General features: G+C 67.7%; 25 protein-coding genes. 12 read left to right on the top strand and 13 right to left on the bottom strand.

The features are described from left to right. Positions 1 to 51 precede the first annotated feature (51 nt). From H261_RS16355 to H261_RS16345, 3 genes are all read left to right on the top strand, one after another. Positions 52 to 1,245: a DNA polymerase IV gene (locus tag H261_RS16355; protein WP_008619632.1), complete on the top strand. Its 1,194-nt coding sequence runs from the start codon at positions 52 to 54 to the stop codon at positions 1,243 to 1,245. 196 nt (positions 1,246 to 1,441) lie between these two features. Continuing rightward, the gene (locus tag H261_RS16350; protein WP_152426914.1) at positions 1,442 to 2,230 is read left to right on the top strand and encodes a glycine zipper 2TM domain-containing protein; all 789 of its coding nucleotides are present in this window, start codon (positions 1,442 to 1,444) and stop codon (positions 2,228 to 2,230) included. 38 nt (positions 2,231 to 2,268) lie between these two features. Continuing rightward, positions 2,269 to 3,354, top strand: a complete 1,086-nt coding sequence (locus tag H261_RS16345; RefSeq protein WP_008619630.1) for a YccF domain-containing protein — start codon at positions 2,269 to 2,271, stop codon at positions 3,352 to 3,354. Positions 3,355 to 3,432: 78 nt separating this feature from the next. Here the strand turns inward: H261_RS16345 and H261_RS25485 are convergent, their stop codons facing one another. Further along, positions 3,433 to 3,582, bottom strand: a complete 150-nt coding sequence (locus H261_RS25485; RefSeq protein WP_161625042.1) for a hypothetical protein — start codon at positions 3,580 to 3,582, stop codon at positions 3,433 to 3,435. A gap of 113 nt (positions 3,583 to 3,695) precedes the next feature. Here H261_RS25485 and H261_RS23480 point away from each other — a divergent pair, with 113 nt between their 5' ends. The 3 genes from H261_RS23480 to H261_RS16330 are packed head-to-tail and all read left to right on the top strand — an operon-like array spanning position 3,696 to position 8,052. Next, a complete protein-coding gene (locus H261_RS23480) occupies positions 3,696 to 7,328 on the top strand; it encodes a PAS domain S-box protein (protein ID WP_008619627.1) in 3,633 nt (1,210 codons plus the stop codon). Further along, positions 7,325 to 7,711 carry a response regulator gene (locus H261_RS16335; RefSeq protein ID WP_008619625.1) on the top strand — a complete coding sequence of 129 codons (387 nt, stop codon included), beginning with the start codon at positions 7,325 to 7,327 and terminating at the stop codon, positions 7,709 to 7,711. The genes H261_RS23480 and H261_RS16335 overlap by 4 nt, the downstream gene beginning before the upstream one ends. After that, positions 7,708 to 8,052, top strand: coding sequence for an Hpt domain-containing protein (locus H261_RS16330; protein ID WP_008619623.1), 345 nt, complete (start codon positions 7,708 to 7,710; stop codon positions 8,050 to 8,052). Before H261_RS16335 ends, H261_RS16330 begins: the two co-directional genes overlap by 4 nt. On the opposite strand, the gene H261_RS16325 is transcribed toward H261_RS16330, so the two are convergent. Together H261_RS16325 and H261_RS16320 are read right to left on the bottom strand one after the other, a co-directional pair. Beyond that, on the bottom strand, positions 8,025 to 8,753 hold the full coding sequence (locus tag H261_RS16325) for a response regulator transcription factor (RefSeq protein WP_040476726.1): 729 nt from the start codon (positions 8,751 to 8,753) through the stop codon (positions 8,025 to 8,027). The genes H261_RS16330 and H261_RS16325 overlap by 28 nt on opposite strands. Before the next feature lie 71 nt (positions 8,754 to 8,824). Then, entirely contained in the window at positions 8,825 to 9,157 is a 333-nt protein-coding gene (locus H261_RS16320; protein ID WP_008619619.1) for an Hpt domain-containing protein, read from the bottom strand. Between the two features lie 273 nt (positions 9,158 to 9,430). Here H261_RS16320 and H261_RS16315 point away from each other — a divergent pair, with 273 nt between their 5' ends. Genes H261_RS16315 through H261_RS16305 form a run of 3 tightly spaced genes read left to right on the top strand, consistent with a single transcriptional unit; the run spans position 9,431 to position 12,343 of the window. Next, positions 9,431 to 11,590, top strand: coding sequence for a methyl-accepting chemotaxis protein (locus tag H261_RS16315; protein WP_008619612.1), 2,160 nt, complete (start codon positions 9,431 to 9,433; stop codon positions 11,588 to 11,590). Between the two features lie 28 nt (positions 11,591 to 11,618). Then, complete coding sequence (locus tag H261_RS16310) at positions 11,619 to 12,101, top strand: PAS domain-containing protein (protein WP_008619611.1); 483 nt, start codon at positions 11,619 to 11,621, stop codon at positions 12,099 to 12,101. After that, positions 12,098 to 12,343 (top strand): EAL domain-containing protein, encoded by a 246-nt coding sequence (locus H261_RS16305; protein ID WP_008619610.1) that lies wholly within the window; start codon positions 12,098 to 12,100, stop codon positions 12,341 to 12,343. Before H261_RS16310 ends, H261_RS16305 begins: the two co-directional genes overlap by 4 nt. 154 nt (positions 12,344 to 12,497) lie before the next feature. Here H261_RS16305 and H261_RS16300 read toward each other — a convergent pair whose 3' ends face one another. Continuing rightward, positions 12,498 to 13,076, bottom strand: coding sequence for a hypothetical protein (locus H261_RS16300; protein ID WP_008619608.1), 579 nt, complete (start codon positions 13,074 to 13,076; stop codon positions 12,498 to 12,500). Positions 13,077 to 13,216: 140 nt separating this feature from the next. Between H261_RS16300 and H261_RS16295 the strand changes: the two genes are divergently transcribed. Further along, entirely contained in the window at positions 13,217 to 13,444 is a 228-nt protein-coding gene (locus tag H261_RS16295; RefSeq protein WP_008619607.1) for a hypothetical protein, read from the top strand. Positions 13,445 to 13,530: 86 nt separating this feature from the next. Here H261_RS16295 and H261_RS16290 read toward each other — a convergent pair whose 3' ends face one another. From H261_RS16290 to H261_RS16255, 8 genes are all read right to left on the bottom strand, one after another. Further along, entirely contained in the window at positions 13,531 to 13,944 is a 414-nt protein-coding gene (locus H261_RS16290; protein ID WP_008619606.1) for a bacteriohemerythrin, read from the bottom strand. 80 nt (positions 13,945 to 14,024) lie between these two features. After that, positions 14,025 to 14,918 (bottom strand): hydroxymethylglutaryl-CoA lyase, encoded by an 894-nt coding sequence (locus H261_RS16285; protein WP_008619605.1) that lies wholly within the window; start codon positions 14,916 to 14,918, stop codon positions 14,025 to 14,027. A 59-nt stretch (positions 14,919 to 14,977) separates the two neighbouring features. After that, the gene (locus tag H261_RS16280) at positions 14,978 to 16,975 is read right to left on the bottom strand and encodes an acetyl/propionyl/methylcrotonyl-CoA carboxylase subunit alpha (RefSeq protein ID WP_008619604.1); all 1,998 of its coding nucleotides are present in this window, start codon (positions 16,973 to 16,975) and stop codon (positions 14,978 to 14,980) included. A 6-nt stretch (positions 16,976 to 16,981) separates the two neighbouring features. Beyond that, complete coding sequence (locus H261_RS16275) at positions 16,982 to 17,764, bottom strand: enoyl-CoA hydratase/isomerase family protein (protein ID WP_008619603.1); 783 nt, start codon at positions 17,762 to 17,764, stop codon at positions 16,982 to 16,984. A 4-nt stretch (positions 17,765 to 17,768) separates the two neighbouring features. Next, positions 17,769 to 19,376: a carboxyl transferase domain-containing protein gene (locus tag H261_RS16270; RefSeq protein ID WP_008619602.1), complete on the bottom strand. Its 1,608-nt coding sequence runs from the start codon at positions 19,374 to 19,376 to the stop codon at positions 17,769 to 17,771. A gap of 5 nt (positions 19,377 to 19,381) precedes the next feature. Further along, entirely contained in the window at positions 19,382 to 20,551 is a 1,170-nt protein-coding gene (locus tag H261_RS16265) for an isovaleryl-CoA dehydrogenase (RefSeq protein ID WP_008619599.1), read from the bottom strand. Between the two features lie 76 nt (positions 20,552 to 20,627). Then, positions 20,628 to 21,569 (bottom strand): AEC family transporter, encoded by a 942-nt coding sequence (locus H261_RS16260; RefSeq protein ID WP_040476724.1) that lies wholly within the window; start codon positions 21,567 to 21,569, stop codon positions 20,628 to 20,630. Positions 21,570 to 21,687: 118 nt separating this feature from the next. Further along, positions 21,688 to 22,089 (bottom strand): Crp/Fnr family transcriptional regulator, encoded by a 402-nt coding sequence (locus H261_RS16255; protein ID WP_008619596.1) that lies wholly within the window; start codon positions 22,087 to 22,089, stop codon positions 21,688 to 21,690. Positions 22,090 to 22,296: 207 nt separating this feature from the next. Here H261_RS16255 and H261_RS16250 point away from each other — a divergent pair, with 207 nt between their 5' ends. Beyond that, positions 22,297 to 23,433 (top strand): patatin-like phospholipase family protein, encoded by a 1,137-nt coding sequence (locus H261_RS16250; protein ID WP_008619591.1) that lies wholly within the window; start codon positions 22,297 to 22,299, stop codon positions 23,431 to 23,433. A gap of 50 nt (positions 23,434 to 23,483) precedes the next feature. Beyond that, positions 23,484 to 24,572: a DNA-processing protein DprA gene (gene dprA, locus H261_RS16245; protein ID WP_008619589.1), complete on the top strand. Its 1,089-nt coding sequence runs from the start codon at positions 23,484 to 23,486 to the stop codon at positions 24,570 to 24,572. Between the two features lie 110 nt (positions 24,573 to 24,682). Here dprA and H261_RS26765 read toward each other — a convergent pair whose 3' ends face one another. Then, entirely contained in the window at positions 24,683 to 24,889 is a 207-nt protein-coding gene (locus H261_RS26765) for a helix-turn-helix domain-containing protein (RefSeq protein ID WP_081608973.1), read from the bottom strand. Between the last annotated feature and the right edge of the window lie 49 nt (positions 24,890 to 24,938).

The raw sequence follows: 24,938 nt of genomic DNA, 5'->3' as shown, positions 1-24,938 counted from the left end.
GCCGGCCGGCGGGTGGCCTTTGCCGTTTCCGCGGGAAGGGCGCGCAAGACCATGGAAGCGCACGATGACCAGAGCCCGGCGGTCTGCCGGGAGTGCGGTGCACTCGGCGTCGGGGCCGGCGCCTGCCCGGCCTGCGGCTCGGAGCGGCGGGCGGGGCATGCCGAGTTGCTGGACCTCAGCATCGCCCATATCGACTGCGACGCCTTCTATGCCTCGGTGGAGAAGCGCGACAACCCGGCCCTGGCCGACAAGCCGGTGATCATCGGCCATGCCGGCGGACGCGGCGTAGTGACCACCGCCTGCTATGTGGCACGCCGGTTCGGGCCGCGCTCGGCCATGCCCATGTTCAAGGCGCTGGAACTGTGCCCCTCCGCCGTGGTCATTCCGCCCGACATGGCCAAGTACAAGCAGGTCAGCGCCGATATCCGCGCCCTGTTCGACAAGGCTTCGCCCCTGGTCGAGCCCTTGTCCCTGGACGAGGCCTATCTCGACCTGTCGCCGGGGGTGCGGCGGGTGGAGCGTCCGGCGGCGGTGCTGCTGGCCCGTCTGGCCCGCGCCATCCGGCGCGAGGTGGGCATCACCGTCTCGGTGGGGCTCAGCTACAACAAGTTCCTGGCCAAGATGGCCTCGGACCTCGACAAGCCCGATGGATTCTCGGTGATTGGCCGGCGGGAGGCGGCCCGCTTCCTGGCGCCGCGCCCGGTGACCGCGCTGTTTGGTATCGGGCAGGCCACGGCGGCGCGCATGGCGGCGCAGGGCATCACCACCATCGCCCAGCTCCAATCCCTGCCCGAGGCCGAATTCGTGGCCCGCTGGGGCCGGTTCGGCCGGCGGCTGGCCGGCATGGTGCACGGCATCGACCTCCGCCCGGTCAATCCCGACCGCCCGGCCAAGAGCGTCTCGACCGAGACCACCTTCGCCCGCGACATCCGCGACGGCAAGGCCCTGGCCGAGGCGCTGGCGCCCCTGGCCGAGGGGGTGGCCCGCCGGCTGGACCGGGCGCGATTGGCGGGACGCACCGTGGTGCTCAAGCTCAAGACCGCCGATTTCAGGGTGATCACCCGCCACCACCGCCTGACCGACCCTACCGGCCGGGCCGAGACCATCCTGCGGGCCGGGCGGGCCTTGCTGGGGCGGCAGGCGGACGGGCGCGCCTTCCGCCTGCTGGGTATCGGCGTCGCCGACCTCTGTCCGGCGGAAGAGGCCGACCCGCCCGATCTGTTCGGGCGGAATCACAACCTTTGACCGGAGAACTCCCCCGGATTCGGGTAGAGCCCGTCAGTCGCATCAGCCTTGCGACCGTCCGCGCGGAATCAATGGACCCCGCATTCCATTGATTCCGCAACGCAGAAGCCGCCACGAATGAACATCCTGGCGGGCTTGACGCCCACGATTCGGCAAGGGATAGTTGCCGGCAGGTGCTTCTTGCTTGGGGGAAATCATGACGAGCTTTGGCGTGTCCAGGCTGGGACGGATGTCTCTCCTGGCTTCGGCGGTGTGCGTCCCGGTGGCGTTGACCGGCTGCAAGACCATGGAGACGGCCTTCGACAACAACTGCAAGGTCGGTGGCGCGGCCATCGGCGCGGTCGTGGGCGGCGTTGCCGCCGGCCTGCTGCTGGGCAAGGGCAGCGGCAAGATCGGCACGGCTCTTCTCGGCGCGGCTGTGGGTGGATTGATCGGCCAGCAGCTCGGCTCGCTGCTCGATTGCCAGGACCAGCAGGCGCTTGCGACCGCTTCGCAGACGGCGGGCGAGGCGCCGGTGGGGCAGAAGGTGGTGTGGGCGTCCGATACTGCTCAGGTTCCGGCCACGGCCAGCGCACCGGCTTCCGCGCCAACCGCGACGGCTCAAACAGCGACGGCTACGCCAAACACCACCGCATCCCAGCCACCCAAGCCGAAGGCCGCCCCGCAGCGCCAGGTCAAGACGGCCCCCTTGCCGCCTCCCACCCCTTCCGCCCCGTCATCGCAGGGGGGCGGACAATGGGCCGCCGTCGAACCCAACAAGCAGGGCTCCGCCGGTCAATGGGGCGCGGTCGAACCGGTCCGTTCCGGGGGGCAATCGGGCAATTGGGGCTGGGTCGAGCCGGTTTCGGCTCCCACCACCATGGCCGATGGACGGACCTGCCGCCAACTGAAGCAGGTGGTGGTCGAGACCTCCGGCAAGCAGCACGAGGAAACGGTGACCTCGTGCCTGAACGAACAGAAGCAGTGGGTGGTGGCCTCGCGCTGAGGCTTCTCGTCTAGGAACCGGTCCGCGAGGAGGCGGCAATGAGGGCGCTTGGCAACATTCTGTGGCACTTTCCGTTCCTCGGATTCATCAATGCCGCCATTACCTATCTGATCGGCCTGCTCTTCACGGTCACCGTGGTCGGCGCCCCCCTCGGGCTCGGCCTGATGGAGCTGGGCAAGTTCTATCTGGGGCCGTTCGGGCGGGCGATGGTGCGCGACAGCGACCTGGACCCTAGTGCCGAGATCGGGCTGTGGAAGGCCTATTCATGGATCATCATAATCCTGTGGTTCCCCTTCGGGTTGCTCCTGGCCGTGGCGATGGTGGTTCAGGCCTTCCTGCTGTGCTGCACCATCATCGGCATTCCGCTGGCCATCGTGGTGGCCAAGGCCACGGGCACCGTCTTCAATCCCGTAGGCAAGCGGTGCGTCTCCGTGGCCGTCGCGCAGGAATTGCAGCACCGGGCGGCCTTGCGCGAACTCGACGGCTTTGCCGGCAGGCCGCCGCGATCCGAGCCCACCTTGGGTCAGTCCGCCGCGACCAGCGGTTCCGGCACGATCCTGAATGTCCGCTCGGAAGACCGCCCCGGCCTGGTCGGCCATGGCCCGCAACTGAGCAAGGGGTTGAAGATCGGCCTTGCCGTCGGTGTTCCCCTGGTCCTGACTGTCGTCTTCCTGGGGCCGAAACTGTTCAGTTCGCCCACCACGGCAACAATGCCGGCGGCAACCTTGCAGCCCCAGCTTCAGAAGCCGGCCCCGGTCGTTCCCGCCGCGGCGATTCCGCCGGTGAAACAGGTCCCCGCCAGCCATTCCGGCATTCCCGAGATTCTCGACACCGCCACCCTCAGCGTGAACGGGCAGCGCCTGCCCCTGGCTGGTCTGCGGCCCGTCAATCTGCCGGAAGCTGAAGCCGCCGCCCGCAATTACGTGTCTCAGGCAGGAGGGGTGACGTGCGATTTGGCCCCGGTCGGCGGCTGGCGCTGCGTCTCGCTCGCCAAGGGGCTCGATATCGCCGAGGTCTTCGCTCTGTCCGGCTTCGCCAAGGCCGCCGCGAACGCCCCGGACTTCATCCGCAACGCCGAGGGGATGGCCCGGCAGAACGGCATGGGGGTTTGGCGGGCGTCGTAAAGCTGCGACAGCTTCAACCGCGTCCGGATGTCAAAGCGGCTTGGCACCATGGGGAGGCGGAAGGAGGCTGGGGGTAGATCACGGCGAAATCCCCTTGCCCAAGGTCCCGGCCTCGATACTCTCTCCCCGGCCGGACAGGCGCAGGACGATGTTCTGGTCCTTCTGGTTCTCGCTGCCGAATTTGGAGGAAAGCCTCAGCATCAAGGCGGCCAGGAGCAGCGGCAGCACCGCCAAAATGATGTGGTGGCCGGGGGAGGCTTTTCCGTGGACGAGCCCCCACTTATTCCCTCGAAGGCTATGGTAGAATCCAGCAAGAGGGGGCGATGCCGCAACAACCGTCAATGACCAGCCAGTCGGATCATCGGGATCGTCACGCCGTCGGGGTCTTCCTGGCCGGCGTGGTCGGGGTCGTCGCCTTGGTGGGGTATCTGTTCTGGAACGGCTACAGCGTCGTGCGGCAGCAGGCGGAGGTCACCACCCAGAACCTGGCCAATGTGATCTCCATCGACCTGGAGGCGAAGTTCAGCCGGGTGGACGGCGACCTGCGCTCATTCACCCGGACCATCGGCGTGGAGGATTTCTCCGCGTCCATCACCGGGGCGCGCCGCCAGGACATCGTCGCCACCCTGCGCGACCAGCTCTTCCAGTTTCCCGAGGTCTCCCAATACCGGCTGGTGGATGCCGACGGGCGGAGCGTCGCCGAGACCTCGCCTTCCCTGGAGGAGATCGAGCCGACCGAGTGGTTCCGGATCTTGCGCGCGACCGCCGGCATGGAACTGGTCCTGTCGGAGGCGCGGGACGGCCGCCTGAGCATGGCCGTCGCCAAGCGTGACGGCAGCGGCGCCTTCGCCGGCGCCGCCATCGGCACCATCACGCTGCATTCCATTCAGGAGCAGATGGATGGGCTGGATGTGGGGCCGCAGGGGCTGATCGTCATCCGGCGCGTGGATAACGGAGGGTTGGTGCTCCGGCGGCCCCATTCCCTCGGCCAGCAGGCCCAATCCCCCCTGTTGGCCCGGATCAGGGCCGGGGAGCGCTGGGGAACCGGCGACCTGGTCTTTCCCTCGGACGGCATCGACCGCACCTACGGCTATCGTCAGTTGCGGAACTATCCCCTGTTCGTCACCGTCGCCTTCGCCAAGGGGGATTATCTCGGAGCCTGGGCGCTTCAGACCGCAGTGCTCGCCGTCGCCAGCGGCATCCTGCTGGGTTTCCTGACCCTGCTGTTCCTGCGGCAGCGCCGGGCGCAGGCCGAAACGGATGCCGCCCGGCATTCGCTCGCCGATGCCCTGGGGTTCAACGAGGCGATCATCGACGGGGCCAATATCGGCATGGCCGCCTATGGTCATGGGGGCGAATGCATCCTGGCCAACGCCGCCTTCGCTTCCATCAAGGGGATGTCCCAGGACCGGGTCCTGGCGCAGAATTTCCGCACCCTCGATTCCTGGCGGGCGTCGGGAATGCTCGACGCCGCCCTGAAGATTCTCGACGGCGGCGGCAGCAAGCGGTTCGATACGCAATTGACCTCGACCGCCGGTCGGACCGCCTGGGTCGAATGCCGTTTCCTCCGCTTCTTCCGTAACGACGAACGCCATCTGCTGCTGCTGCTGTCCGACATCACTGAACGCAAGATGACGGAAAACCTGCTGCGCGAGAAATTCGCCGCCCTGGCGCGGCTGGAGGAGGCGCAGCGGGCCAGCGAACAGATGCTCCGCCTGGTCATCGACAACCTGCCGGCCCTGGCGGCCTATTGGGACCGGGACCAGCGCTGCCGCTTCGCCAATATCACCTTCCGGGAATGGCTGGGCCTTCCGGCGGAACGGATCGTCGGCCAGAGCATGGCCGAGGTTCTCGGTCCGGACCTCCACGCCGAGAACCAGTCCCATGTCCTGGGGGCGCTGGCCGGCCAGCCCCAGCAATTCGAGCGGACGGTGCGGCGGGCGGACGGCGCCACCCGCCATATCCAGGCCCATTACATCCCCCATGTGGACGGCGATAGGGTCCAGGGGTTCTTCGCCCTGGTGTTCGACGTTTCCGCCCTGCACGAGGCCCGGCTGAAGCTGGAAGCCCTGACCGCCTTCCAGGATTCGGTGCTCAACAGCGCGGCGGTGGCCATCATCGCCACCGACCCCAACGGCGTCATCACCCTGTTCAACAGCAAGGCCGAGGCCATGCTGGGCTATGCCGCCGGGGAAATGATCGGCAAATGGACTCCGGAGGTCATCCATCTGCCGGAGGAGCTGGCGGCCCAGGCGGAGATCCTGAGCCGGGAGACCGGAAAGCCCGTGGAACCCGGCCTGGGGATCGTCGTCGCCCGGGCGCGGAGCCAGCCATTCGACGAACGCGAGTGGACCTTCGTGCGCAAGGACGGCTCCAAGCTTCCGGTCCTGCTGTCGGTCTCGGCCATCCGTTCCCCCGATGGAAGGATCATCGGCTTCCTGGGCGTGGCGGCCGACATTTCCGGGCGGCGCAAGGCCGAGCGGCAATTGCGCGACAACGAAGCCCGCATGCGCGCCATCGTGGAAAACACCATGGACGGCATCATCACCATCGACCCGCGCGGCATCATCCATACCGTCAATCCCGCCGCCGAGCGGCTGTTCGGCTATGCCGCCGCCGAGGTGGTCGGCAACAACGTCAAGATGCTGATGCCCGAGCCGCATCAAGGCCGGCACGACGGCTACCTCGCCGATTACATGTCCAGCGGCATCCCCAAGGTGATCGGCATCGGCCGCGAGGTCGAGGGGCTGACCAAATCCGGCGAGACCTTCCCCATGGAACTGGCGGTCAGCGAGGTCCAGCTGCAGGGGCTGCGCATGTTCATCGGTACCGTGCACGACATTTCCGAACGCAAGAAGATCGACCGGATGAAGGCCGATTTCATCTCGACGGTCAGCCACGAATTGCGCACGCCGCTGACCGCCATCCGCGGCTCGCTGTCGCTGGTCAATACCGGGGTGCTGGGGGATTTCCCCGCCGAAATCCGCGAACTGACCGAAATCGCCGAGCAGAGCACCGTCCGTCTGGTGCGGCTGATCAACGACATCCTCGACATCGAGAAGATCGGCTCCGGTCATCTCAAGCTGGAGATGACGGAGATCGCCGTGGCCGGCATGCTGGCCCGGGCCATGACCGACAATGCCCCGTTCGCCACTCAATACGGCGTGGCGCTGGCGTCGCGCAGCCTCGATTCCGATCTGCGGGTCATCGCGGATTTCGACCGCCTGCTGCAGGTCCTGACCAATCTCGTCTCCAATGCGGTGAAGTTCTCTCCCCGGGGCGGCCTGGTCACCTTGGAGGTTGCGCGCAGGGACGCCGACAGGGTCCGGTTCTCGGTGAGGGATCGCGGTCCGGGGATTCCCGACACATTCCGCTCCCAGATCTTCGGCAAGTTCGCCCAGGCGGATACCTCCGATCATAAGCTCAAGGGCGGGACCGGCCTGGGGCTCAGCATCACCAAGGGACTGGTCGAGCGCATGGGCGGCGGCATTTCCTTCGAGAGCGAGGCGGGAGAGGGAAGCGTCTTCCACGTGGACCTGCCATCCATCCGGTCCCCCGACATGGTGGGCGGGGAGACGCGGCCGGGGACCGAGACGGTCCGCATCCTCCATATCGAGGATGACGCCGCGACCCGGTCGATGATCGCCCGGCTTCTCGCCCCGCACGCCATGGTCATCGGCGCCGCCACGGTCGAGGAGGGAATCCGGGTGGCCGAAGGCCAGTGCTTCGACCTGGCCATCATCGATCTCGGCCTCCCCGACGGCAACGGGCTGGACGTCATGGAATGGCTGCGGAACAGCGACGGGGCGCGGCCCCCGGTGGTGGTCTTCACCGCCGCCGACGAGGTGCCGGCCGCCCTGGCCGCCGGCATTCATTCGGCCTTCGTGAAGTCCCGCATTTCCGAACGGGACTTTCTCGAGGTCATCATTTCCCTGCTGCCCCCTTCCGTAATTCCGGCGGAGACCCAAGCATGACCGTCCCTCTTTCCCGCATCCTCTACGTGGACGACGAAGTGATCCTGCAGAAGGTGGTGCGCATCAGCCTGGAGAAGCTGGGCGGTTTCACCGTGGCGGTCGCCGGCTCGGGGGAGGAGGCGCTGGAGGCCATTCCCGCCTTCCGGCCCGATCTCATCCTGCTGGACGTGATGATGCCCGGCATGGACGGCCCGGATACCCTGGCCGCCCTGCGCGCCGATTCCGCCACCCGCGGCCTGCCGGTGATCTTCATCACCGCCAAGGCCCAGGCCGAGGAGATCGGGCGTTTCCATAGCCTGGGCGTCGCCGACGTCATCACCAAGCCGTTCGAGCCCGCCGATCTGGTCGCCCAGATCCGCCGGGTCTGGGCGGCGCTCCAATGACCGGGGAAACGCCCGGCTTCACGGATTTCATGGCCGAACTGACGGCGGAGTTCCGCCGCGATCTTCCCGGGTACGATGCCGCCCTGGCCGCCGCCTGGGCCGATGCGGCGGGGGGGGACGATCCGGCCGGCGGCCTAGCGCGCCTCAGGGCCCAGGTCCACCGCCTGGCCGGGCAGGGACTCACCTTCGGCTATCCCGAGATCAGCGCCCGGGCCGAGTCGCTGGAGCGGGCCCTGATCGCCGCCCGGCCGGTGGAACGGCTGGCGGACGACGTGGCGGAACTGCGCCGGGCCATCGCCCTGGCGCTGGAGAATCAGGGCGATGGCCCGGCGGTCCATTGATAGCCCAATCCGCGCACCGTGCGGATCAGGGGATCGGCGGCACCGGCATCGGCCATCTTCTGGCGGATCTTGGTGATCATGACGTCCACCGCCCGGTCCGAGGACGGCGTGGCGTTGCCGTAGAGCAGGTCCAGCAATTGTTCCCGCGACAGCACCCGGTTGGGCCGGGTGGCGAAGATTTCCACCAGACGGAATTCGGTGGAGGTCAGCGGCACCCTGTCGCCGTCGGCGGTGGCCAGGGTGCAGGCGTCGCAATCCACCGTCCAATTGTCGAACCGCAGGATATTGGCGTCGCCGTTGGCCGGCGGCGTGGAGGAGGAGGAAAGGCCGGCGGCCGGCGGTTTCAGCCGCTTGAAGACGCGGCGGACCCGGGCGGCCAGCTCCCGCGGCTCGAACGGCTTGATCAGATAATCGTCGGCGCCCATCTCGATGCCGACGACGCGGTCGATGGCGTGGGCCTTGGTGGAGATGACGATCAGCGCCATGTCGGGCCGGTCGCGCCATGCCGCCACCAGGTCCAGTCCGTTCTCGTCGCCCAGGATGAGATCGATCACCGCCACGTCGATGGGCTGGCGGTCGACCGCGGCCAAGGCCTCGGCCATGCCGGAGGCGGTGACCACCTTGCAGCCGGCGTCCTGCAGCACCCGCTCGATGAGCTTGATCATCAATGGATCGTCGTCGACGACGAGAACCCTCGGCATGTTTAAATCCCCAACTCGACCAAAGAGAATGATAGCGAGCCGGGGGCGGCCGTGCCACGGACTTTATGGAGTCAGTATTTCTCCAGATGCGCCCAATTGATGGCGGCGATCAGCTCGGCGATGAACGGCGTCATCTCCTCCAGGCGGATATTGGCGCCCCGGCGGACCTTGATCAGGCAGAATTCAAGGGTTTCCGCCGCCTCGGAGATTTCAGGGCAACCGAAGGTCCGGCCGGCCCCGGCCAGGTGACGGGCGTTGGTCGCCAGGCGGGACAGCGCCTCCTTGCGCTCCCGGTCTGCCATGGCGTCGCGCCAGGCGTCGGTGATGGTCCGGGAGTGGGCGGGCAGCTTGCCCAGAAATTCCTGCCGCAATTCCACCATGAAATCCTCGAAACTGTCGCTCATGTCAGTCCATCCCCTGCTTCAGGAAAGGCCGGATTGCCCCGGAGATGTCATGCAGGTTGCCTGGCGTTCATTGCCGCCTGATGCGGCGATGTGTTGCCGCATCGTCAAGATTTGCTTCCAACCCGTTGCCGGCGGGGGAGAGGGGCGGCGCGGCCCGCCGGAAACAAAAAATATCGATCCGGCAACACACGCGATGGCCGTCCGGCAATGTTGCGGCGCCAGAGTCCGGGCATGTGAACGGGCCAATGCCCCCTGCCAGGACTGGAGACGGACATGCGCGACAACGGACCGGTGACCAACCGTGAGGTGGAACTGCAAGAGGGTGATCTGCTGGTGTCGAGGACGGATTCCGGCGGACGCATCACCTTCGTCAACAAGGCGTTCATCGACATCAGCGGCTTCACCGAGCAGGAATTGCTGGGCGCGCCGCACAATCTGGTGCGCCATCCCCACATGCCCAAGGAGGCCTTCGCCGACCTGTGGGCGGCCATCAAGGCCGGGCGGCCCTGGGAGGGCATGGTCAAGAACCGCAGCAAGGGCGGCGACCATTACTGGGTGCGGGCCAACGTCACGCCCTTCATGGAGGACGGCCGCATCGCCGGCTTCATCTCCATCCGCTCCAAGCCGACCCGCGCCCAGGTGGCGCAGGCGGAAAAGGCCTATGAACTGTTCCGGACCGGCCGGGCCGCCGGCCTGGCCATCGAGGACGGTCGCGTGGTCTCCAAGACCCTCGGCGGCCGTCTCGGCCAGTGGTGCAACACCATCGGCGGCCGCCTGGGCAGCGCGCTGACGGCGCTGGTCGCCGTGGTGATCCTGGTGGGCGGGCTGGGCTATTCCGGCATGAGCGACATCCGCCACGACCTGGAAACCATCTTCAACGACAACACGGTGCGGGCCACCGATCTGGCCCGGATCGCCGATCTGACCCAGGAGAATTATCGCCAGATCGCCCAGGTCGAGGTGGAGCAGCTGCGCGCCGCCCATGCCAGGCCGGTGGCCGATCGCCTCGCCGAGATCGAGGCCAATTCCCAGCGCATCTCGGCCACCTGGGAGTCCTATTGGTCCAAGACCGACACGGACGAAGAACGCCGGCTGGGCGAGGACTTCGTGCAGGCGCGCGACGCCTTCCGCAAGCAGGGCCTGGCGCCGGCCATGGAGATGGCCGGCAAGGGGGATGCCGCCGGATTGGGCCGGCACATGAACGAGAGCGTCACCCCCCGCTTCCTGGCCGCCCGGACCACGCTGCAGGCCCTGATCGATTACCAGCGCCGGGATGCCGGCGCCACCTTCGCCGAGTCGCAGGTCCGTGCCGCCCGGCTGGCCATCCAGATGGCCGTCGTGCTGCTGGTCGCGGTGGGGCTGGCGGCGGGGCTGGGGATCTGGTTGCTGCGCAGCGTGCGGACCCCCATGCAGGCGCTGGAACGCCACTTCGATGCCATCGCCTCGGGCAACATGGCCCACGACATTCCCAGCGCCGCCATCGGCGAGTTCAACCAGATCCATGCCCTGCTGCGGGCCATGAAGGCCAAGCTGGGCTACGGCCAGCTGGAAAAGGCCGAACTGGACCGCAAGTCGGAAGAGGCGCGCCGCGCCGAACTGGACCGTGTCGCCCACTCCCTGGAGGAACGGGTCCGCAGCGTGGTCGACCTGATCGACCAGTCGTCGGGCTCGCTGCTCGGCAATGCCCAGACCCTGTCGGCCAACGCCGAGGAGACCATGATCCAGGCCGGCAACGTCACCGCCATGACCGGCCAGGTCACCGCCAACGTCCAGTCGGTCTCGGCGGCGACGCAGGAACTCTCGTCCTCGGTGACCGAGATTTCCCGCCAGGTCTCCCACGCGGCGGACATTTCGCGGGCCGCGGTGCGCCAGGCCGGCGAGACCGACCGCATGGTCCGCAACCTGGCCGACGCCGCCCAGAGGATCGGCGAGGTGGTCAAGCTGATCACCGACATCGCCGCCCAGACCAACCTCCTGGCGCTCAACGCCACCATCGAGGCGGCGCGGGCCGGCGACGCCGGCAAAGGCTTCGCGGTGGTGGCCAGCGAGGTCAAGAGCCTCGCCAACCAGACGGCCAGGGCCACCGACGAGATCGGCACCCAGATCGCCGCCATCCAGGGCGAGACCCAGTCGGCGGTTGCGGCCATCCGTTCCATCTCGGACACCATCGAGAACATCAACGAGCTGTCCACGGCCATCTCGGCGGCGGTCGAGGAGCAGGGCGCCGCCACCGCCGAGATCGCCCGCTCGGTGGAGCAGGCCGCCCACGGCACGGCGGCGGCGGCGGACAACGTCCAGGTGGTCTCCGGCGCCGCCGATGAGACCAAGACCATGGCCGACCAGGTCTATACCGCCGCCAACGGCCTGAAGGGCGCTTCCGGCCAACTGGCCCGGCAGGTGGCCGGCTTCATCCAGGAAATCCGCAGTGCGTAGATACCAAGACGACGGAAAGGGGCTTGCCATGACCCACAGCAACGCCAACGAACGGCTCGACCGCGGCGCCAGTCCCCCCACCGATTCCCAGGTGCTGGCCGCCATCATGGATGGCGCTTCCGAGGGTATCTTCATCACCGGGATGGACGGCATCATCCAGCGGGTCAATCCGGCCTTCACCGCCATCACCGGCTATGGTCCCGAGGACGCGGTCGGCAAGACCCCGGGTATCCTCCGCTCCCACCACCACACGGCGGAATTCTATCGGGAGCTGTGGCGGGGATTGCGGAAAGACGGCCGCTGGCAGGGAGAGATATGGAACCGCCGCAAGGGCGGGGGAGTCTACCTGGAATGGCTGACCATCCGCGCCGTCGGCCGGCCCGGGGATGAAGCCGGCCAATACGTCGCGGTGTTTTCCGATGTTTCCGGGAAATTCGCCCCCCGGCAGACCCAGCGCCACCAGGCCATTCCAGCCTGGCCTATCTGCGGCGGCTGCCGGCCACCACCTTGAAGATCGACGGGTCGTTCGTCCGCGAGGCCCTGGTCGTGGACGGGAGTGCCGCCCTGATCCGCAGCATGATCCAACTGGCCGATCTCTTCGGCATGGCCGTGGTCGCCGAATGCGTCGAGACCGAGGAGCAGGCCGAACTCCTGCGGTCGCTGGGCTGCACCGCCGCCCAGGGGTTTCTCTACAGCCCGGCGCTGCCGGGAGCCGATCTGGCGGCGAGGTTCTTTATGGACAAGGTGGCGTAGTTCTTCTGCCCATTGCGTCATCGCATGGATGTCCGGATCACGTCCGAGTATGGCGGAACAGGGCGTAAGGACGTCGAGACAGCGTTTCCCCACAGCCTGTCAAGGCGCGATACTCCGGCCAGAGACCGCTCCATGCCAGGAAAGGCCCGTCATTTCAAACGCCGCCCGCCTCCCATGTCCCGTTCAGCGACAGCCATGGACCCGTCCGGTCGTGCCGCAGGGCAAGGCCGGCCCGTTCCGCCAAGGCGGAAAGACGCCCCCTGATGTCCAGGCCGAACCGGCGGCTCAGATGGTCGCCGACTCCGCCGGCGGCGGCCCAGCCGTCGGGGCGGGCGATTTCCGCCACCACCAGACGCAGCAATCCCGCTTCGTCCAGGTCGAAATCCTGGCGGGCGGCGATGCCGGCCGCCCGCAGGCCGGCGATGTCGGCGGCGAAGCCCTTGTCGTTGGAGGCGATCACCACCGGTCCGGGAATCGGCCGGACGGCCAGATTCCGCACGGCACTGGCGATGGCCTGGTCGGCGGCCTGGGATGGCGCGTCGTCGGGAACCGGGGTCTCCGTCGCCGCGGCCAACCCCCGCCGGGCCAGGGCGGCCCGCCAGGGGGCCATGGCGCCCTGGCGCCCGAACAGCTCGATGCGGCCGGCCCCGGCCCAGCGGCTTAAGGCTTCCAACCGTCGCGTGCCGGTCAGGTTCTCGCAGTCGATCAATACGATGGCGTCGTCGGCGGTCATGGAATCCTATCCCGCAAAGCACAAATTTTACGACACGGCTTCCCGTCAGGCTCCGTGTCATATAACCTCTGTCAGATCGGGGGCGCCCCAGGCCCCGGCAGGGTGATCATCTCATCCGACAGAATGCGGCGGGAGTAGGAATGTTCAAGCGCAAGTCCGTTGATGCACAGGTCGGTGACATGTTCATCAAGGCCCACGACACCAAGAAGAGCATTTGGGTGGTCGAGAAGATCTTCGAGCACGTGGACGGCATCATGCATGCCCGTCTGTTCAACAAGGCGCAGCCCAAGACCATGATCACCGTCTCGGCCTCGACGCTCGCCGATCCCGATTTCTTCTACCGCGCCCCCGCCGCTCCGCTGGACTGAATTCTCCCTCCAGGGTCGCTGCCGGTCCGGATATGGACCGGGCTGGGTACCGCTATGGCCGGGACCGCCCCGGCCCCGCGCCGAATTCACCGGTACCCGTATCCGACCATGTCGAGATGGCTTTTGAAGTTGATGTCGCCCTTCAGCAGGTAATCGACGAAGGCCATCCGCATTTCCGTGGCGATGCGCCGTGCGTCGGGCATGGGGCCGCCGTTCTCCACCTGCGTCTTCAACAGGCGCAGCCGGTTCAGATTGGCGGACTGAACCTCGTGGATGTGGTCGGTGCCGGGATAACCGGTGCGGACCAGCAGGTCCATCTCCTCGGCCTGATGGCGGACCAGATGCTGCAGCAGGTGCTCCAGCAGGGCCACGGCCTCGGTGCGGTCGCCCCGCTCCAGGGCCGCCTCGATCTCGCCGATGGTGTTCAATTGCTCGCGGTGGGCGCAGTCGAATTCATCCACACCGACGCTCAGCGCATCAACCCAGAAATCGGTGGACATGGGGAGCTGCCCAATACTGCCAATGACAAGGGCTTCAGAGTATCACGCAGGCATACTTATTGCCATGGCCATCGGGAGTATCAGCCCCGCGCCCGCGCCACTTTCGAGCCGGTGGGGCGGCCCAGCGCCGAACAGATGAACGTCCCGGCGTCGATCAGCTTGTCCAGGTCGACGCCGGTATGGATGCCCATGCCGTTCAGCATGTAGACCAGATCCTCGCTGGCCACGTTGCCGGCGGCGCCCTTGGCATAGGGACAGCCGCCCAGCCCGGCCACCGAGGAATCCATCACCGCGACGCCGCGCTCCATCACCGCCAGCAGATTGGCCAGGGCCTGGCCGTAGGTGTCGTGGAAATGGGCGGCCAGCATCTCGACGGGCAGGCGGGCGGCCACCGCGTCGATCATGGCCTGGGCCTTGGCCGGCGTGCCGACGCCCACCGTGTCGCCCAGGGAAATCTCGTAACAGCCCATGGCGGCCAGCCGGCCCGCCACCTCGGCTACCGCGCCGGGAGCGATGGCGCCCTCGTAGGGGCAGCCCAGCACGCAGGAGACGTAGCCCCGCACCCTGAGGCCCTCGGCCCGCGCCCGGGCGGTCAGGGGGGCGAAGCGGTCCAGGCTTTCGGCGATGGAACAGTTGATGTTCTTCTGGGAGAAGCTCTCGGAGGCGGCGGCGAACACCGCCACCTCCTCGGCCCGGGCCTCCAGCGCCGCCTCCAGCCCCCGCAGGTTGGGGGTCAGCACCGGATAGGCGATTCCGGGCCGCCTCGTGATGGCGGCCATCACCTCATTGGTGGCGGCCATCTGCGGCACCCATTTGGGGCTGACGAAGCTGCCCGATTCGATGGCGGCGAGCCCGGTCTCGGTCAGGCGGTCGATCAACGCGACCTTGACCGCCACCGGCACCGGCCTGGGCTCGTTCTGCAGGCCGTCGCGGGGGCCGACCTCGACGATCTTGATCCGGCTGGGGTGGCGCATGGCGGTCGTGTCCTTGATGCCTGTATGCGGGCGTCGCGCCCGCTTTTACCCGGATAGGCCTATTTCGTCACCTCGAAGGCCAGCAGTTCGGTGCCCTCGGCCACCGCGTCGCCCACCTTGAAGTGGATGGCGGCGACGATGCCTTCGGCGGGAGCCTTGATGGCGTGCTCCATCTTCATGGCCTCGACCACGATCAGCGGCTGCCCGGCGGTGACCGCGTCGCCGGGCTTGACCAGCACCTGCACCACGGTGCCCGGCATGGGAGCGGCCAGACGGCCGTCGCCGCTCTCGCGCTCGGCGGCGGCGGCGGAGGGGTCGTCCAACTTGATCTTCCAGACATGGCCGTCGTGCAGCACGGTGATGTCGAAGCCGGAGCGCACCACGGTGGCGGTGCGGCGTTCGCCGCCGATCTCCGCCGAGAGCGTGGTACCGGTCAGGGTGGCGCGCCGCGCCGACAGGGTCTGGTCGGGCAGGTCCAGGGACCAGCCGCCGGTGACGAAGTGCACGGTGACCCGGCGCTCCTCGCCAGCGTCGACGAAGCGGAAATCGTGGTGGTTGTCGTCGTTGAGGCGCCAGCCGTTGGTCTGGTGCCAGGGGGAATGGGGATCGCCCGAGGTGGCGGCGGCCTTGGCGCTGTCGCCCTCGCGCCACAGCAGCAGGGCCAGGGTGGCGAAGGCCAGCCCCATGGCCGGCACCGGGGCGGGCGGCGGAGCCAGATCGGCGCGGTGGCGCTCGATGAAGCCGGTGTCCAGTTTCAGCGCCGCGAAGGCCGGGTGGGCGGCGATGGCACCCAGGAACGAGATGTTGGTGGTGACGCCGGCCACCTGATAATCGGCCAGGGCGCGGCGCAGGCGGCGCAGCGCCGCGCCGCGATCCTCGTCCCAGACGATCAGCTTGGCGATCATGGGGTCGTAGAAGGGGGTGACCTCGTCGCCCTGGCGCACGCCGGTATCGACGCGCACATGGCGGTTCTCGGCCGGCGGGGCCAGATGGACCAACCGGCCGATGGCCGGCAGGAAGTCGCGGGCAGGGTCCTCGGCATAAAGGCGGGCCTCGAAGGCGTGGCCCCTGCACGACAGCTGTTCCTGGGCCAGCGGCAGCCGGCCCCCGGCGGCGACCAGCAATTGCCACTCCACCAGGTCGAGGCCGGTGATCATCTCGGTGACCGGATGTTCCACCTGCAGGCGGGTGTTCATCTCGATGAAGAAGAAGCGGCCGTCCTGATAGAGGAACTCCACCGTGCCGGCGCCGACATAGTCCACCGCCTGGGCGGCGGAAACGGCGGCCTCGCCCATGGCCCGGCGGGTCTCGTCGGAAAGCGCCGGGGCGGGGGCTTCCTCGATGACCTTCTGGTGGCGGCGCTGGATGGAGCAGTCGCGCTCGAACAGATAGAGTCCGTTGCCGTGGGTGTCGCAGAACACCTGGATTTCCACATGGCGCGGACGGCCGAGATAGGTCTCCAGCAGCAGGGAATCGTCACCGAACGCCGCCTTGGCCTCGCGCTTGGCCGAGGCCACCGCGTCGGCCAGACCGGACGCCTCGGTCACCACCCGCATGCCCTTGCCGCCGCCTCCCGCGCTGGCCTTGACCAGCACGGGATAGCCGATCACCGCCGCCTCGCGGGTCAGTTCCTCCAGCGACTGGCCCTGGCCGTGATAGCCGGGGACCAGCGGTACGCCCGCCGCTTCCATCAGCCGCTTGGATTCCGCCTTGGAGCCCATGGCGTGGATGGCGCCCACCGGCGGGCCGATGAACACCACGCCGGCCTTGGCGCAAGCCTCCGCGAAGCCGGCGTTCTCCGACAAAAAGCCGTAGCCGGGATGGATGGCCTGGGCTCCGGTCCGCCTGGCGGCGTCCAGGATCACGTCGCCCTTGAGGTAGCTTTCGGCGGCGGCGGCGGGGCCGATCAGCACCGCCTCGTCGGCCATGGCCACATGCATGGCGTTGGCATCGGCCTCGGAATAGACCGCCACGGTACGAATCCCTAAGCGCTTGGCGGTGCGCATGACGCGGGCTGCGATTTCGCCGCGATTGGCGATGAGGATTTTGTCGAACATACCCGGTTATCCCTCAATCCATGCGGGTTTGCGCTTTTCCAGGAAGGCGCGGATGCCTTCCTGGCCTTCGTCCGAAGCCCGGCGCTCGGCGATCTGTCCGGCGGTCCAGGTGCGCAATTCGTCGTCCAAGGGCTGGTCGGCGGCGCGGCGGATCAGGGTCTTGGCCGTGCTCATGGCCTGTGGCCCGTTGCCCTTGAGGCGGGCCAGCCATTTGTCGCGGACCTCGCCCAGACGCTCGGCGGGCACCACCTCGTGCACCAGCCCGGTGGCCTTGGCCTCGGTGGCGTCGAACGGCTCGGCGGTGACGGCGTAGCGCCGCGCCTGACGGCCGCCCATGGCGCGCACCACATAAGGGCTGATCACCGCCGGAATGATGCCCAGCTTGACCTCGGACAGGCAGAAGGTGGCGCTGTCGGCCGCCACCGCCAGATCGCAACAGGCCACCAGCCCGACGCCTCCGCCATAGGCGGCGCCCTGCACCACGCCGATGACCGGCCTGGGACAGGCATCGATGGCTTCCAGCATGTCCGACAGCGCCATGGCGTCGGCCAGATTCTCCGCATGGGAATAGCCGGCCATGCGCTTCATCCATTCCAGGTCGGCCCCGGCCGAGAAGCTTTTCCCGGTGGAGTCCAGCACCACGGCGCGGAGGCCCGGCGCGATGGCGGCATCGCGGAAGGCGGCGGCCAGTTCGGCGATCAGCGCGTCGTCGAAGGCGTTGTGCCGCTCGGCCCGATTGAGGGTGATGGTCCGCACCCCGTCATGGGTGCCGATGAGAAGGGCGCTCATCGGCCTACATCCTGAACACGCCGAACTTCGTCGGCTCGATGGGGGCGTTGAACGAGGCGGACAGGCTGAGCGCCAGCACCATGCGGGTCTCGGCGGGATCGACCAGCCCGTCGTCCCACAGCCGCGCCCCGGCGTAGTAGGGGTGGCCCTGGGTTTCGTACTGGTCGCGGATGGGAACCTTGAAGGCCTCCTCCTCGTCGGCGGGCCAGCTTTGGCCCTTGGCCTCCATGGCGTCCTTCTTGATCTGGGCCATGACGTTGGCCGCCTGCTCGCCACCCATCACCGAGACGCGCCCCGTCGGCCACATGTACAACATGCGCGGCTGGTAGGCGCGGCCGCACATGCCGTAATTGCCGGCGCCGAAGCTGCCGCCCATGATCACGGTGAAGCGCGGCACCTTGGCGCAGGCCACGGCGGTGACCATCTTGGCGCCGTCCTTGGCGATGCCGCCGGCTTCGTACTTCTTGCCGATCATGAAGCCGGTGATGTTCTGCAGGAAGATCAGCGGAATGCCGCGCTGGCTGCACAGCTCGACGAAATGGGCGCCCTTCTGGGCGCTTTCCGAGAACAGGATGCCGTTGTTGGCGACGATGCCCACCGGATAGCCCCAGATATGGGCGAAGCCGCAGACGAGCGTCGTGCCGTAGGTCTGCTTGAACTCGTCCAGGCGCGAACCGTCGACGATGCGGGCGATGACTTCGCGCACGTCATAGGGCTTGCGGCGGTCCTTGGGGATGATGCCGTAGATTTCCTTGGGGTCGTACAGCGGCTCTTCCGGCGTCGCCATCTTGAGGCCGACCGGCTTGGTGCGGTTGAGGTTGCCGACGATGCGCCGCGCGATGGCCAAAGCGTGGCCGTCGTCCTGGGCGTAATGGTCGGTGACGCCCGAGGTGCGGCAATGCACGTCGGCGCCGCCCAACTCCTCGGCCGAGACCACCTCGCCGGTGGCGGCCTTCACCAGGGGCGGGCCGCCGAGGAAGATGGTGCCCTGGTTCTTGACGATGACGCTTTCGTCGCTCATGGCCGGGATATAGGCGCCGCCCGCCGTGCACGAGCCGTGCACCACGGAAATCTGCGGGATGCCCAGAGCCGACATCTGGGCCTGATTATAGAAGATACGGCCGAAATGGTCGCGGTCGGGGAACACTTCATCCTGGTTGGGCAGGTTGGCGCCGCCCGATTCCACCAGATAGACGCAGGGGAGGTTGTTCTCCTTGGCGATGTCCTGGGCGCGCAGGTGCTTTTTCACGGTGAGCGGATAGTAGGAGCCGCCCTTCACCGTGCCGTCATTGGCGACGATCATGCATTCCTGGCCGTTGATGGAGCCGATGCCGGTGATGATGCCGGCCCCCATCACATCCTTGGAATACATGTCCCAGGCGGCCAGCTGCGAGAATTCCAGGAAGGGCGAGCCGACGTCCAGCAGGCGGCGGATGCGCTCCCTGGGCAGCAGCTTGCCGCGTGCGACATGACGTTCGCGCATGGCGGGGCCGCCGCCCTGCTTCACCTGGGCGACCACCTTCTTCAGGTCGTCCACCAGGCCTTGCGTCGCCTCGGCATTGGCCCTGAACTCGTCGGAGCGGGGATTGATGGCGCTTTTGATGACACTCATGGCGGCTACTTCGTCTCTTCGAACAATTCGCGGCCGATCAGCATGCGGCGGATCTCGGACGTGCCGGCGCCGATCTCGTAGAGCTTGGCGTCGCGCAGGAGGCGCCCGGTGGCGTATTCGTTGATATAGCCGTTGCCGCCCAGGGTCTGGATGGCTTCCAGTGCCATCCAGGTGGCCTTTTCCGCGCCGTAGAGGATCACCCCGGCGGCGTCCTTCCTGGTGGTCTCGCCCCGGTCGCAGGCCTTGGCCACCGCGTAGGTGTAGGCGCGGCAGGCGTTGAAGGTGGTGTACATGTCGGCCAGCTTGCCCTGCATCAGCTGGAAGGTGCCGATGGGCTGGCCGAACTGGGTGCGCTCGTGCATGTAGGGGACCACGATGTCCATGCAGGCGGCCATGATGCCCAGCGGCCCGCCGGTCAGCACCACGCGCTCGTAGTCGAGACCGCTCATCAGCACGTTGACGCCCTTGCCCACGGCGTTCAGCACGTTCTCCTCCGGCACCTCGCAATCGGTGAACACCAGCTCGCCGGTGTTGGAGCCGCGCATGCCCAGCTTGTCCAGCTTCTGCGCCACCGAGAAGCCCTTGAAGGTCTTTTCGACGATGAAGGCGGTGATGCCGCGCGGCCCGGCATGGATATCGGTCTTGGCGTAGACCACGATCACGTCGGCGTCGGGGCCGTTGGTGATCCACATCTTGGTGCCGTTGAGGATGTAGCGGTCGCCCTTCTTCTCGGCCTTCAGCTTCATGCTGACCACGTCCGAGCCGGCATTGGGCTCGCTCATGGCCAGGGCGCCGATATACTCGCCCGAGATCAGCTTGGGCAGGTACTTCATCTTCTGCGCTTCGGTGCCGTTGCGCTTGATCTGGTTGACGCACAGGTTGGAATGCGCCCCGTAGGACAGGCCCACCGAGGCCGAGGCCCGGCTGATCTCCTCCATGGCCACCACATGCTCGAGGTAGCCCATGCCGGCGCCGCCGTACTTCTCGTCCACCGTGATGCCCAGCAGGCCCATCTGGCCGAGGCGCGGCCACAGCTCGTTGGGGAATTCGTTGCTGTGGTCGATCTCGGCGGCGCGGGGCGCGATCTCGCCTTGCGCGAAGGCGGCGACCGAGTCGCGCATCATGTCGGCGGTTTCGCCCAGGTCGAAGTTCAGCGCGGAATTGAAGCCGGTCATCGCTCGCTCCCTACAAGAAGGCCGGTGGATTTGCGTTAAACGAGCATACGTTTTTTTAATTCCGCCGCAAGGGGATTCAGTACCCCGGAACCGCCAGAATCCATACCGGCATGATCAGGGCGGCGGCCACCGTCTGGGCCGACAGCATGGTGGCGACCAGCGGCGCGTCGCCGCCCATCTGGCGGGCCACCAGATAGGAGACCGGGGCGGCGGGCAGGGCGGCGTAAAGCGCCGCGGCGGCCAGGGCCAGCCCCTCCAGCCCGCACAGGGCGCCGAGCGCCAGCGCCAGCAGGGGCAGGACGGCCATCTTGGCGGCGATGGACAGGGCCACCGAGGGGCCGGCCCGGCGCAATTCCCCCAGGCGGATGCCGGCGCCCACCGCCAGCAGGCCGAGCGGCAGCGAGGCCCCGGCCAGGATGTCGAGGAAGGGGCCGACCACCGGCGGCAGGCCGATGCCGCCGAGATTGAGCGCGATGCCGATGACGCAGGAGAGGATCAGCGGGTTGGTGACGATCTGCCGCAGGACGACGCCCCAGCGGAAGGAGGCGCCCTCCTTTCCGGCCCAGCGCAGCAGGGCCAGGATGCCCAGCAGGTTGACCAGCGGCACCACGGCGGCGGTGCAGATGGCCACCAGGGCGACGCCCTGGCCGCCCCATAATCCCGCCGCCACCGCCAGCCCCACATAGGTGTTGGGACGCATGGAACACTGGAACAGCGAGGTGAAGGCCGGGCCGTCCAGGCGCCATGGAGCCTGCCGCAGCCAACTGGCCGCCAGCCCGGTGGCCACCGCCATGATCAGCACGGCGCCGGCCTCGGCGGCCATGATGCCGCCCACCGGCAGGCCGTCCAGCCGGGCACGGGCCAGGGCGGTGATCAGCAGGGCGGGAAAGAACAGGAAGAAGGTGGCGCGCTCGGCGGGCAGCCAGAAGGAATCATCGACCCAGCGCCGCGACCGCATCTGGTGGCCGAGGGCGATCAGGGCGATGACCGGGGCGAGTGTCGCCAGAACCTGGATCACGCAGGGCACCTGTCATCCCGGGCCTTGGCGAGGGATCTCCGCCTGGAACGACGGTTCAGGAATGGTAATGCCGTGCCAGGACGAGATCCCTCTTCCCGCGGATCGTCGGGATGACAGGTCATTCCACGTTATGTTCGGCCAGCATGGCCTTGGCGTCGGCCAGATCGTCGCCCAGTTCGCGGATGGTGGACAGCAGCGAGTGGATCAGGGTGTTCAGCCCCGGCGGCGCCTGGTCCATCATGGAGCGGATGGCGTCCTTGGTCAGCACCAGGCAGGTGGCGTCGTCGTCGGCTACCGCGGCGGCCATGCGCGGGCCGTCGTCGATCAGCGCCAGCTCGCCGAACACCTGGAACGGCCAGACCCGGCCGATGGTGACCTTGCGGCCCGCGACATTCTTGAAGATGCGCACCGTGCCCTGCTGCAGCATGTAGGCTTCGTGGCCGCTGTCGCCTTCCTTGAAGATCACCGTCCCCCGGGGGAAGACGCGTTGCATGGCGGGCGAGCCGTCGGTATCGCTCATGGCCTAATCCCCTCACCCCAAACAGAAAGGTCGGACAGCATAGCGCGGCGGCCCGCCTTCTCCAATCGGGTAAGAGCCGGGTTCCAATCGGGTGGGGGCCGGGGCGGGCATGGATGTAACGATACCTGCGGTTGCCAGTGGGGGCGGGGTCGCGGTACCCTTCGTCAAAACTAAGGACGGAAACCGTCCTCTCCGGGAGGAACGCTCATGGGAAAACCCCATCGGATTGCGCTGGCCCTGCAGGGCGGCGGCGTGCACGGCGCCTTTACCTGGGGCGTGCTCGACGCGCTGCTGGACGAGGCGGCGGCCGGCAACATCGAGTTCGTCGGCATCAGCGGGGCGTCCTCGGGGGCGCTGACCGCCACCGCCATGGCCTACGGCTATCACGAGGGCGCGGCGCAGCCCGGCCCGGCCAGCGCGCGCTCCAAGCGCATGGCCGAGGCGGCGCGGACCAAGATCCGCGAATTGTGGGAAACGGTGGCCCGCGCCGCCTTCTGGGGCGGCAATCCCTTCGTCGCCGCCATCGGCCTGGCCCAGGGCTGGAACATCGACGATTCCCCCGCCGCCCGCTGGGCCGACGTGGCGGGCAGCAATACCCCGGCCGCCGAATCCGGCCTGGGCACCTATCTCACCGCCGTGCTCAGGGACGTGTTGCCCGAGATTCCGGCCATTTTCGCCCTGCCGCAGGCGGGGACCCCCACCCTGATCGTCGCCGCCACCGATATCGGCGAGTGCCGCCGCCAGCTGTTCATCGACGGAGGCGTGTCGCCCGACGCGGTGCGGGCCTCGACCAACCTGCCCACCTCGCTGCATACCGTCACCATCGGCGACCACCATTACTGGGACGGCGGTTACATGGGCAATCCGCCGCTCACCCCCCTGGTGGAGCGTCTGCGCGAGGCCGACGCCGAGGACCTGCTGCTGGTGACGCTCAACCCGCTGCACCGCGACGGCCCGCCGCCCAAGGGGGCGCGTCAGGTGCTGGACCGCCTGAACGAGGTGGCGTTCAACGCCTCGCTGGTACACGAGGTCAACGCCATCGAGACCATCAACCGGCTGGTGGACGCCGGCATGATCAAGGACCCGCCGCCCGGCCAGCATCCCTATCGCCGGGTCAACCTGCACCGCATCCACGCCGACGAGGACATGGTCAAGCTGGGTGTCTATTCCAAGGACGCGCCCGCCTGGGACTTCCTGGTCTATCTCCGCGACCTGGGGCGCAAGGCCTTCACCGACAGCTGGACCTCCATCAAGCCGGCGCTGGGCAAGCGTTCGTCCTGGGACACCAATTCGGTGTGCGACCAGATTCTGGCGCGCAAGGCCATCACCCTGCGGGAGAAGTAGCCTCGGTCCCTCCTTGACCGGATGTGGGCAACCGGTGCAGGCTGCACGTCATGGATGAGGGCAAGAGGCGACTTTCAGCCGCTGAACGGTTCGACTGGCTGCGGCTGATCCGCAGCGAGAATGTCGGTCCGCGCACCTTCGCCCGCCTGCTGGACCGTTACGGCTCGGCCGCCGCCGCCCTGGACGCCCTGCCCGACCTGGCCCGCCGGGGCGGGGCGCGCCGGCCCATCCGCATCTGCCCCAAGGCCGATGCCGAGCGCGAGATGCAGGCGACCGAGCGCCTGGGCGCCCGCCTGCTGGGCCTGGCCGAGCCGGATTATCCCTCCTGGCTGGCGGCGCTGGACGACGCGCCGCCGCTGCTCTGCGTGCAGGGCGACACGTCGGTGCTGGCCCGGCCCATGGTGGCCATGGTCGGGGCGCGCAACGCCTCGCTCAACGGCCGCAACTTCGCGCGGCGCCTCGCCGCCGACCTGGGCCGCGCCGGCTATGTGGTGGCCAGCGGCATGGCGCGCGGCATCGACACCGCCGCCCACCAGGGGGCGCTGGCGTCGGGTACCGTGGCGGTGCTGGCCGGCGGAACCGACGTGGTCTATCCCCCCGAGAACAGCGATCTGTGGCGCGAGATTTCCCTGGCCGGCGCCGTGGTCTCGGAAATGCCGGTGGGGACCCAGCCCCAGGCCAGCCATTTCCCCCGGCGCAACCGCATCATCTCGGGCCTGTCGCTCGGTGTGGTGGTGGTCGAGGCCAACGCCCGCTCGGGTTCGCTGATCACCGCCCGATTCGCCGCCGACCAGGGGAGGGAGGTGTTCGCCGTGCCGGGCTCGCCCCTGGACCCGCGCGCCGCCGGCCCCAACGATCTGCTCCGCCACGGGGCGACGCTGACCGAAAGCGCCGCCGACGTCACCGACGTGCTGGGCGACCTGACCCGCCGCCCGCTGGCCGAGGGCAAACGTCCCGGTTTCCGCGCCCTCCAGCCGGCCGGGCCCGACGATTCCGGGATGGAGAAGGCCCGCGCCCAGGTGGCCGAGGCTTTGGGGCCGGCACCGGTGACGGTTGACGACATGTACCGATGCTTATTGGAAATACCGAAAAAGCCGAGGAAATCTGCCACTTTCAGCAGCCTCAGAATAGCCGCATAAGTCGGAAATAAGCAACCAGCAAGCTGGCCGCCACAGATGAGCGGAGCATGAAAAAGCCCCCAATATCAGTTGGGGGCTTTTTGCTGGTGCGTCATCCGTCAATTGCTGCGTCACGGCAGTTGGTTCGTGCTGCTAACCTTTTTAGAGTCAACCCAGCGAATTAAATCTGATCGTTTGTATAGAATCCGACCGTTCGCGAACGGTTTACTGAAAGGCGGTCCACCACCAAGACGGCGATAGCGTTCCAGTGTATATGGGTGGTTCCGAAGAAGAATAGCAGCTTCCTTTGGAGTGAGGTATTCATCGTCTCTGTCCATTCTTTTCCCCTATACAGTTTGCCAGTTTTGTATACGCCAGAACTGTAAA

The organism is Paramagnetospirillum caucaseum, assembly GCF_000342045.1.
Lineage (GTDB): Bacteria > Pseudomonadota > Alphaproteobacteria > Rhodospirillales > Magnetospirillaceae > Phaeospirillum > Phaeospirillum caucaseum.
The sequence above is the reverse complement of the archived record's forward strand: the minus strand, read 5'-3'. Positions and strand labels throughout refer to the sequence as shown.

What these genes read in the sequence shown, in the direction of transcription:
- H261_RS16355 (WP_008619632.1), top strand. Translation starts at nt 52, where the DNA reads ATGGAAGCGCACGATGACCAGAGCCCGGCGGTCTGCCGGGAGTGCGGT.
- H261_RS16350 (WP_152426914.1), top strand. Translation starts at nt 1,442, where the DNA reads ATGACGAGCTTTGGCGTGTCCAGGCTGGGACGGATGTCTCTCCTGGCT.
- H261_RS16345 (WP_008619630.1), top strand. Translation starts at nt 2,269, where the DNA reads ATGAGGGCGCTTGGCAACATTCTGTGGCACTTTCCGTTCCTCGGATTC.
- H261_RS23480 (WP_008619627.1), top strand. Translation starts at nt 3,696, where the DNA reads ATGACCAGCCAGTCGGATCATCGGGATCGTCACGCCGTCGGGGTCTTC.
- H261_RS16335 (WP_008619625.1), top strand. Translation starts at nt 7,325, where the DNA reads ATGACCGTCCCTCTTTCCCGCATCCTCTACGTGGACGACGAAGTGATC.
- H261_RS16330 (WP_008619623.1), top strand. Translation starts at nt 7,708, where the DNA reads ATGACCGGGGAAACGCCCGGCTTCACGGATTTCATGGCCGAACTGACG.
- H261_RS16325 (WP_040476726.1), bottom strand. Translation starts at nt 8,753, where the DNA reads ATGCCGAGGGTTCTCGTCGTCGACGACGATCCATTGATGATCAAGCTC.
- H261_RS16320 (WP_008619619.1), bottom strand. Translation starts at nt 9,157, where the DNA reads ATGAGCGACAGTTTCGAGGATTTCATGGTGGAATTGCGGCAGGAATTT.
- H261_RS16315 (WP_008619612.1), top strand. Translation starts at nt 9,431, where the DNA reads ATGCGCGACAACGGACCGGTGACCAACCGTGAGGTGGAACTGCAAGAG.
- H261_RS16310 (WP_008619611.1), top strand. Translation starts at nt 11,619, where the DNA reads ATGACCCACAGCAACGCCAACGAACGGCTCGACCGCGGCGCCAGTCCC.
- H261_RS16300 (WP_008619608.1), bottom strand. Translation starts at nt 13,076, where the DNA reads ATGACCGCCGACGACGCCATCGTATTGATCGACTGCGAGAACCTGACC.
- H261_RS16295 (WP_008619607.1), top strand. Translation starts at nt 13,217, where the DNA reads ATGTTCAAGCGCAAGTCCGTTGATGCACAGGTCGGTGACATGTTCATC.
- H261_RS16290 (WP_008619606.1), bottom strand. Translation starts at nt 13,944, where the DNA reads ATGTCCACCGATTTCTGGGTTGATGCGCTGAGCGTCGGTGTGGATGAA.
- H261_RS16285 (WP_008619605.1), bottom strand. Translation starts at nt 14,918, where the DNA reads ATGCGCCACCCCAGCCGGATCAAGATCGTCGAGGTCGGCCCCCGCGAC.
- H261_RS16280 (WP_008619604.1), bottom strand. Translation starts at nt 16,975, where the DNA reads ATGTTCGACAAAATCCTCATCGCCAATCGCGGCGAAATCGCAGCCCGC.
- H261_RS16275 (WP_008619603.1), bottom strand. Translation starts at nt 17,764, where the DNA reads ATGAGCGCCCTTCTCATCGGCACCCATGACGGGGTGCGGACCATCACC.
- H261_RS16270 (WP_008619602.1), bottom strand. Translation starts at nt 19,376, where the DNA reads ATGAGTGTCATCAAAAGCGCCATCAATCCCCGCTCCGACGAGTTCAGG.
- H261_RS16265 (WP_008619599.1), bottom strand. Translation starts at nt 20,551, where the DNA reads ATGACCGGCTTCAATTCCGCGCTGAACTTCGACCTGGGCGAAACCGCC.
- H261_RS16255 (WP_008619596.1), bottom strand. Translation starts at nt 22,089, where the DNA reads ATGAGCGATACCGACGGCTCGCCCGCCATGCAACGCGTCTTCCCCCGG.
- H261_RS16250 (WP_008619591.1), top strand. Translation starts at nt 22,297, where the DNA reads ATGGGAAAACCCCATCGGATTGCGCTGGCCCTGCAGGGCGGCGGCGTG.
- dprA (WP_008619589.1), top strand. Translation starts at nt 23,484, where the DNA reads ATGGATGAGGGCAAGAGGCGACTTTCAGCCGCTGAACGGTTCGACTGG.
- H261_RS26765 (WP_081608973.1), bottom strand. Translation starts at nt 24,889, where the DNA reads ATGGACAGAGACGATGAATACCTCACTCCAAAGGAAGCTGCTATTCTT.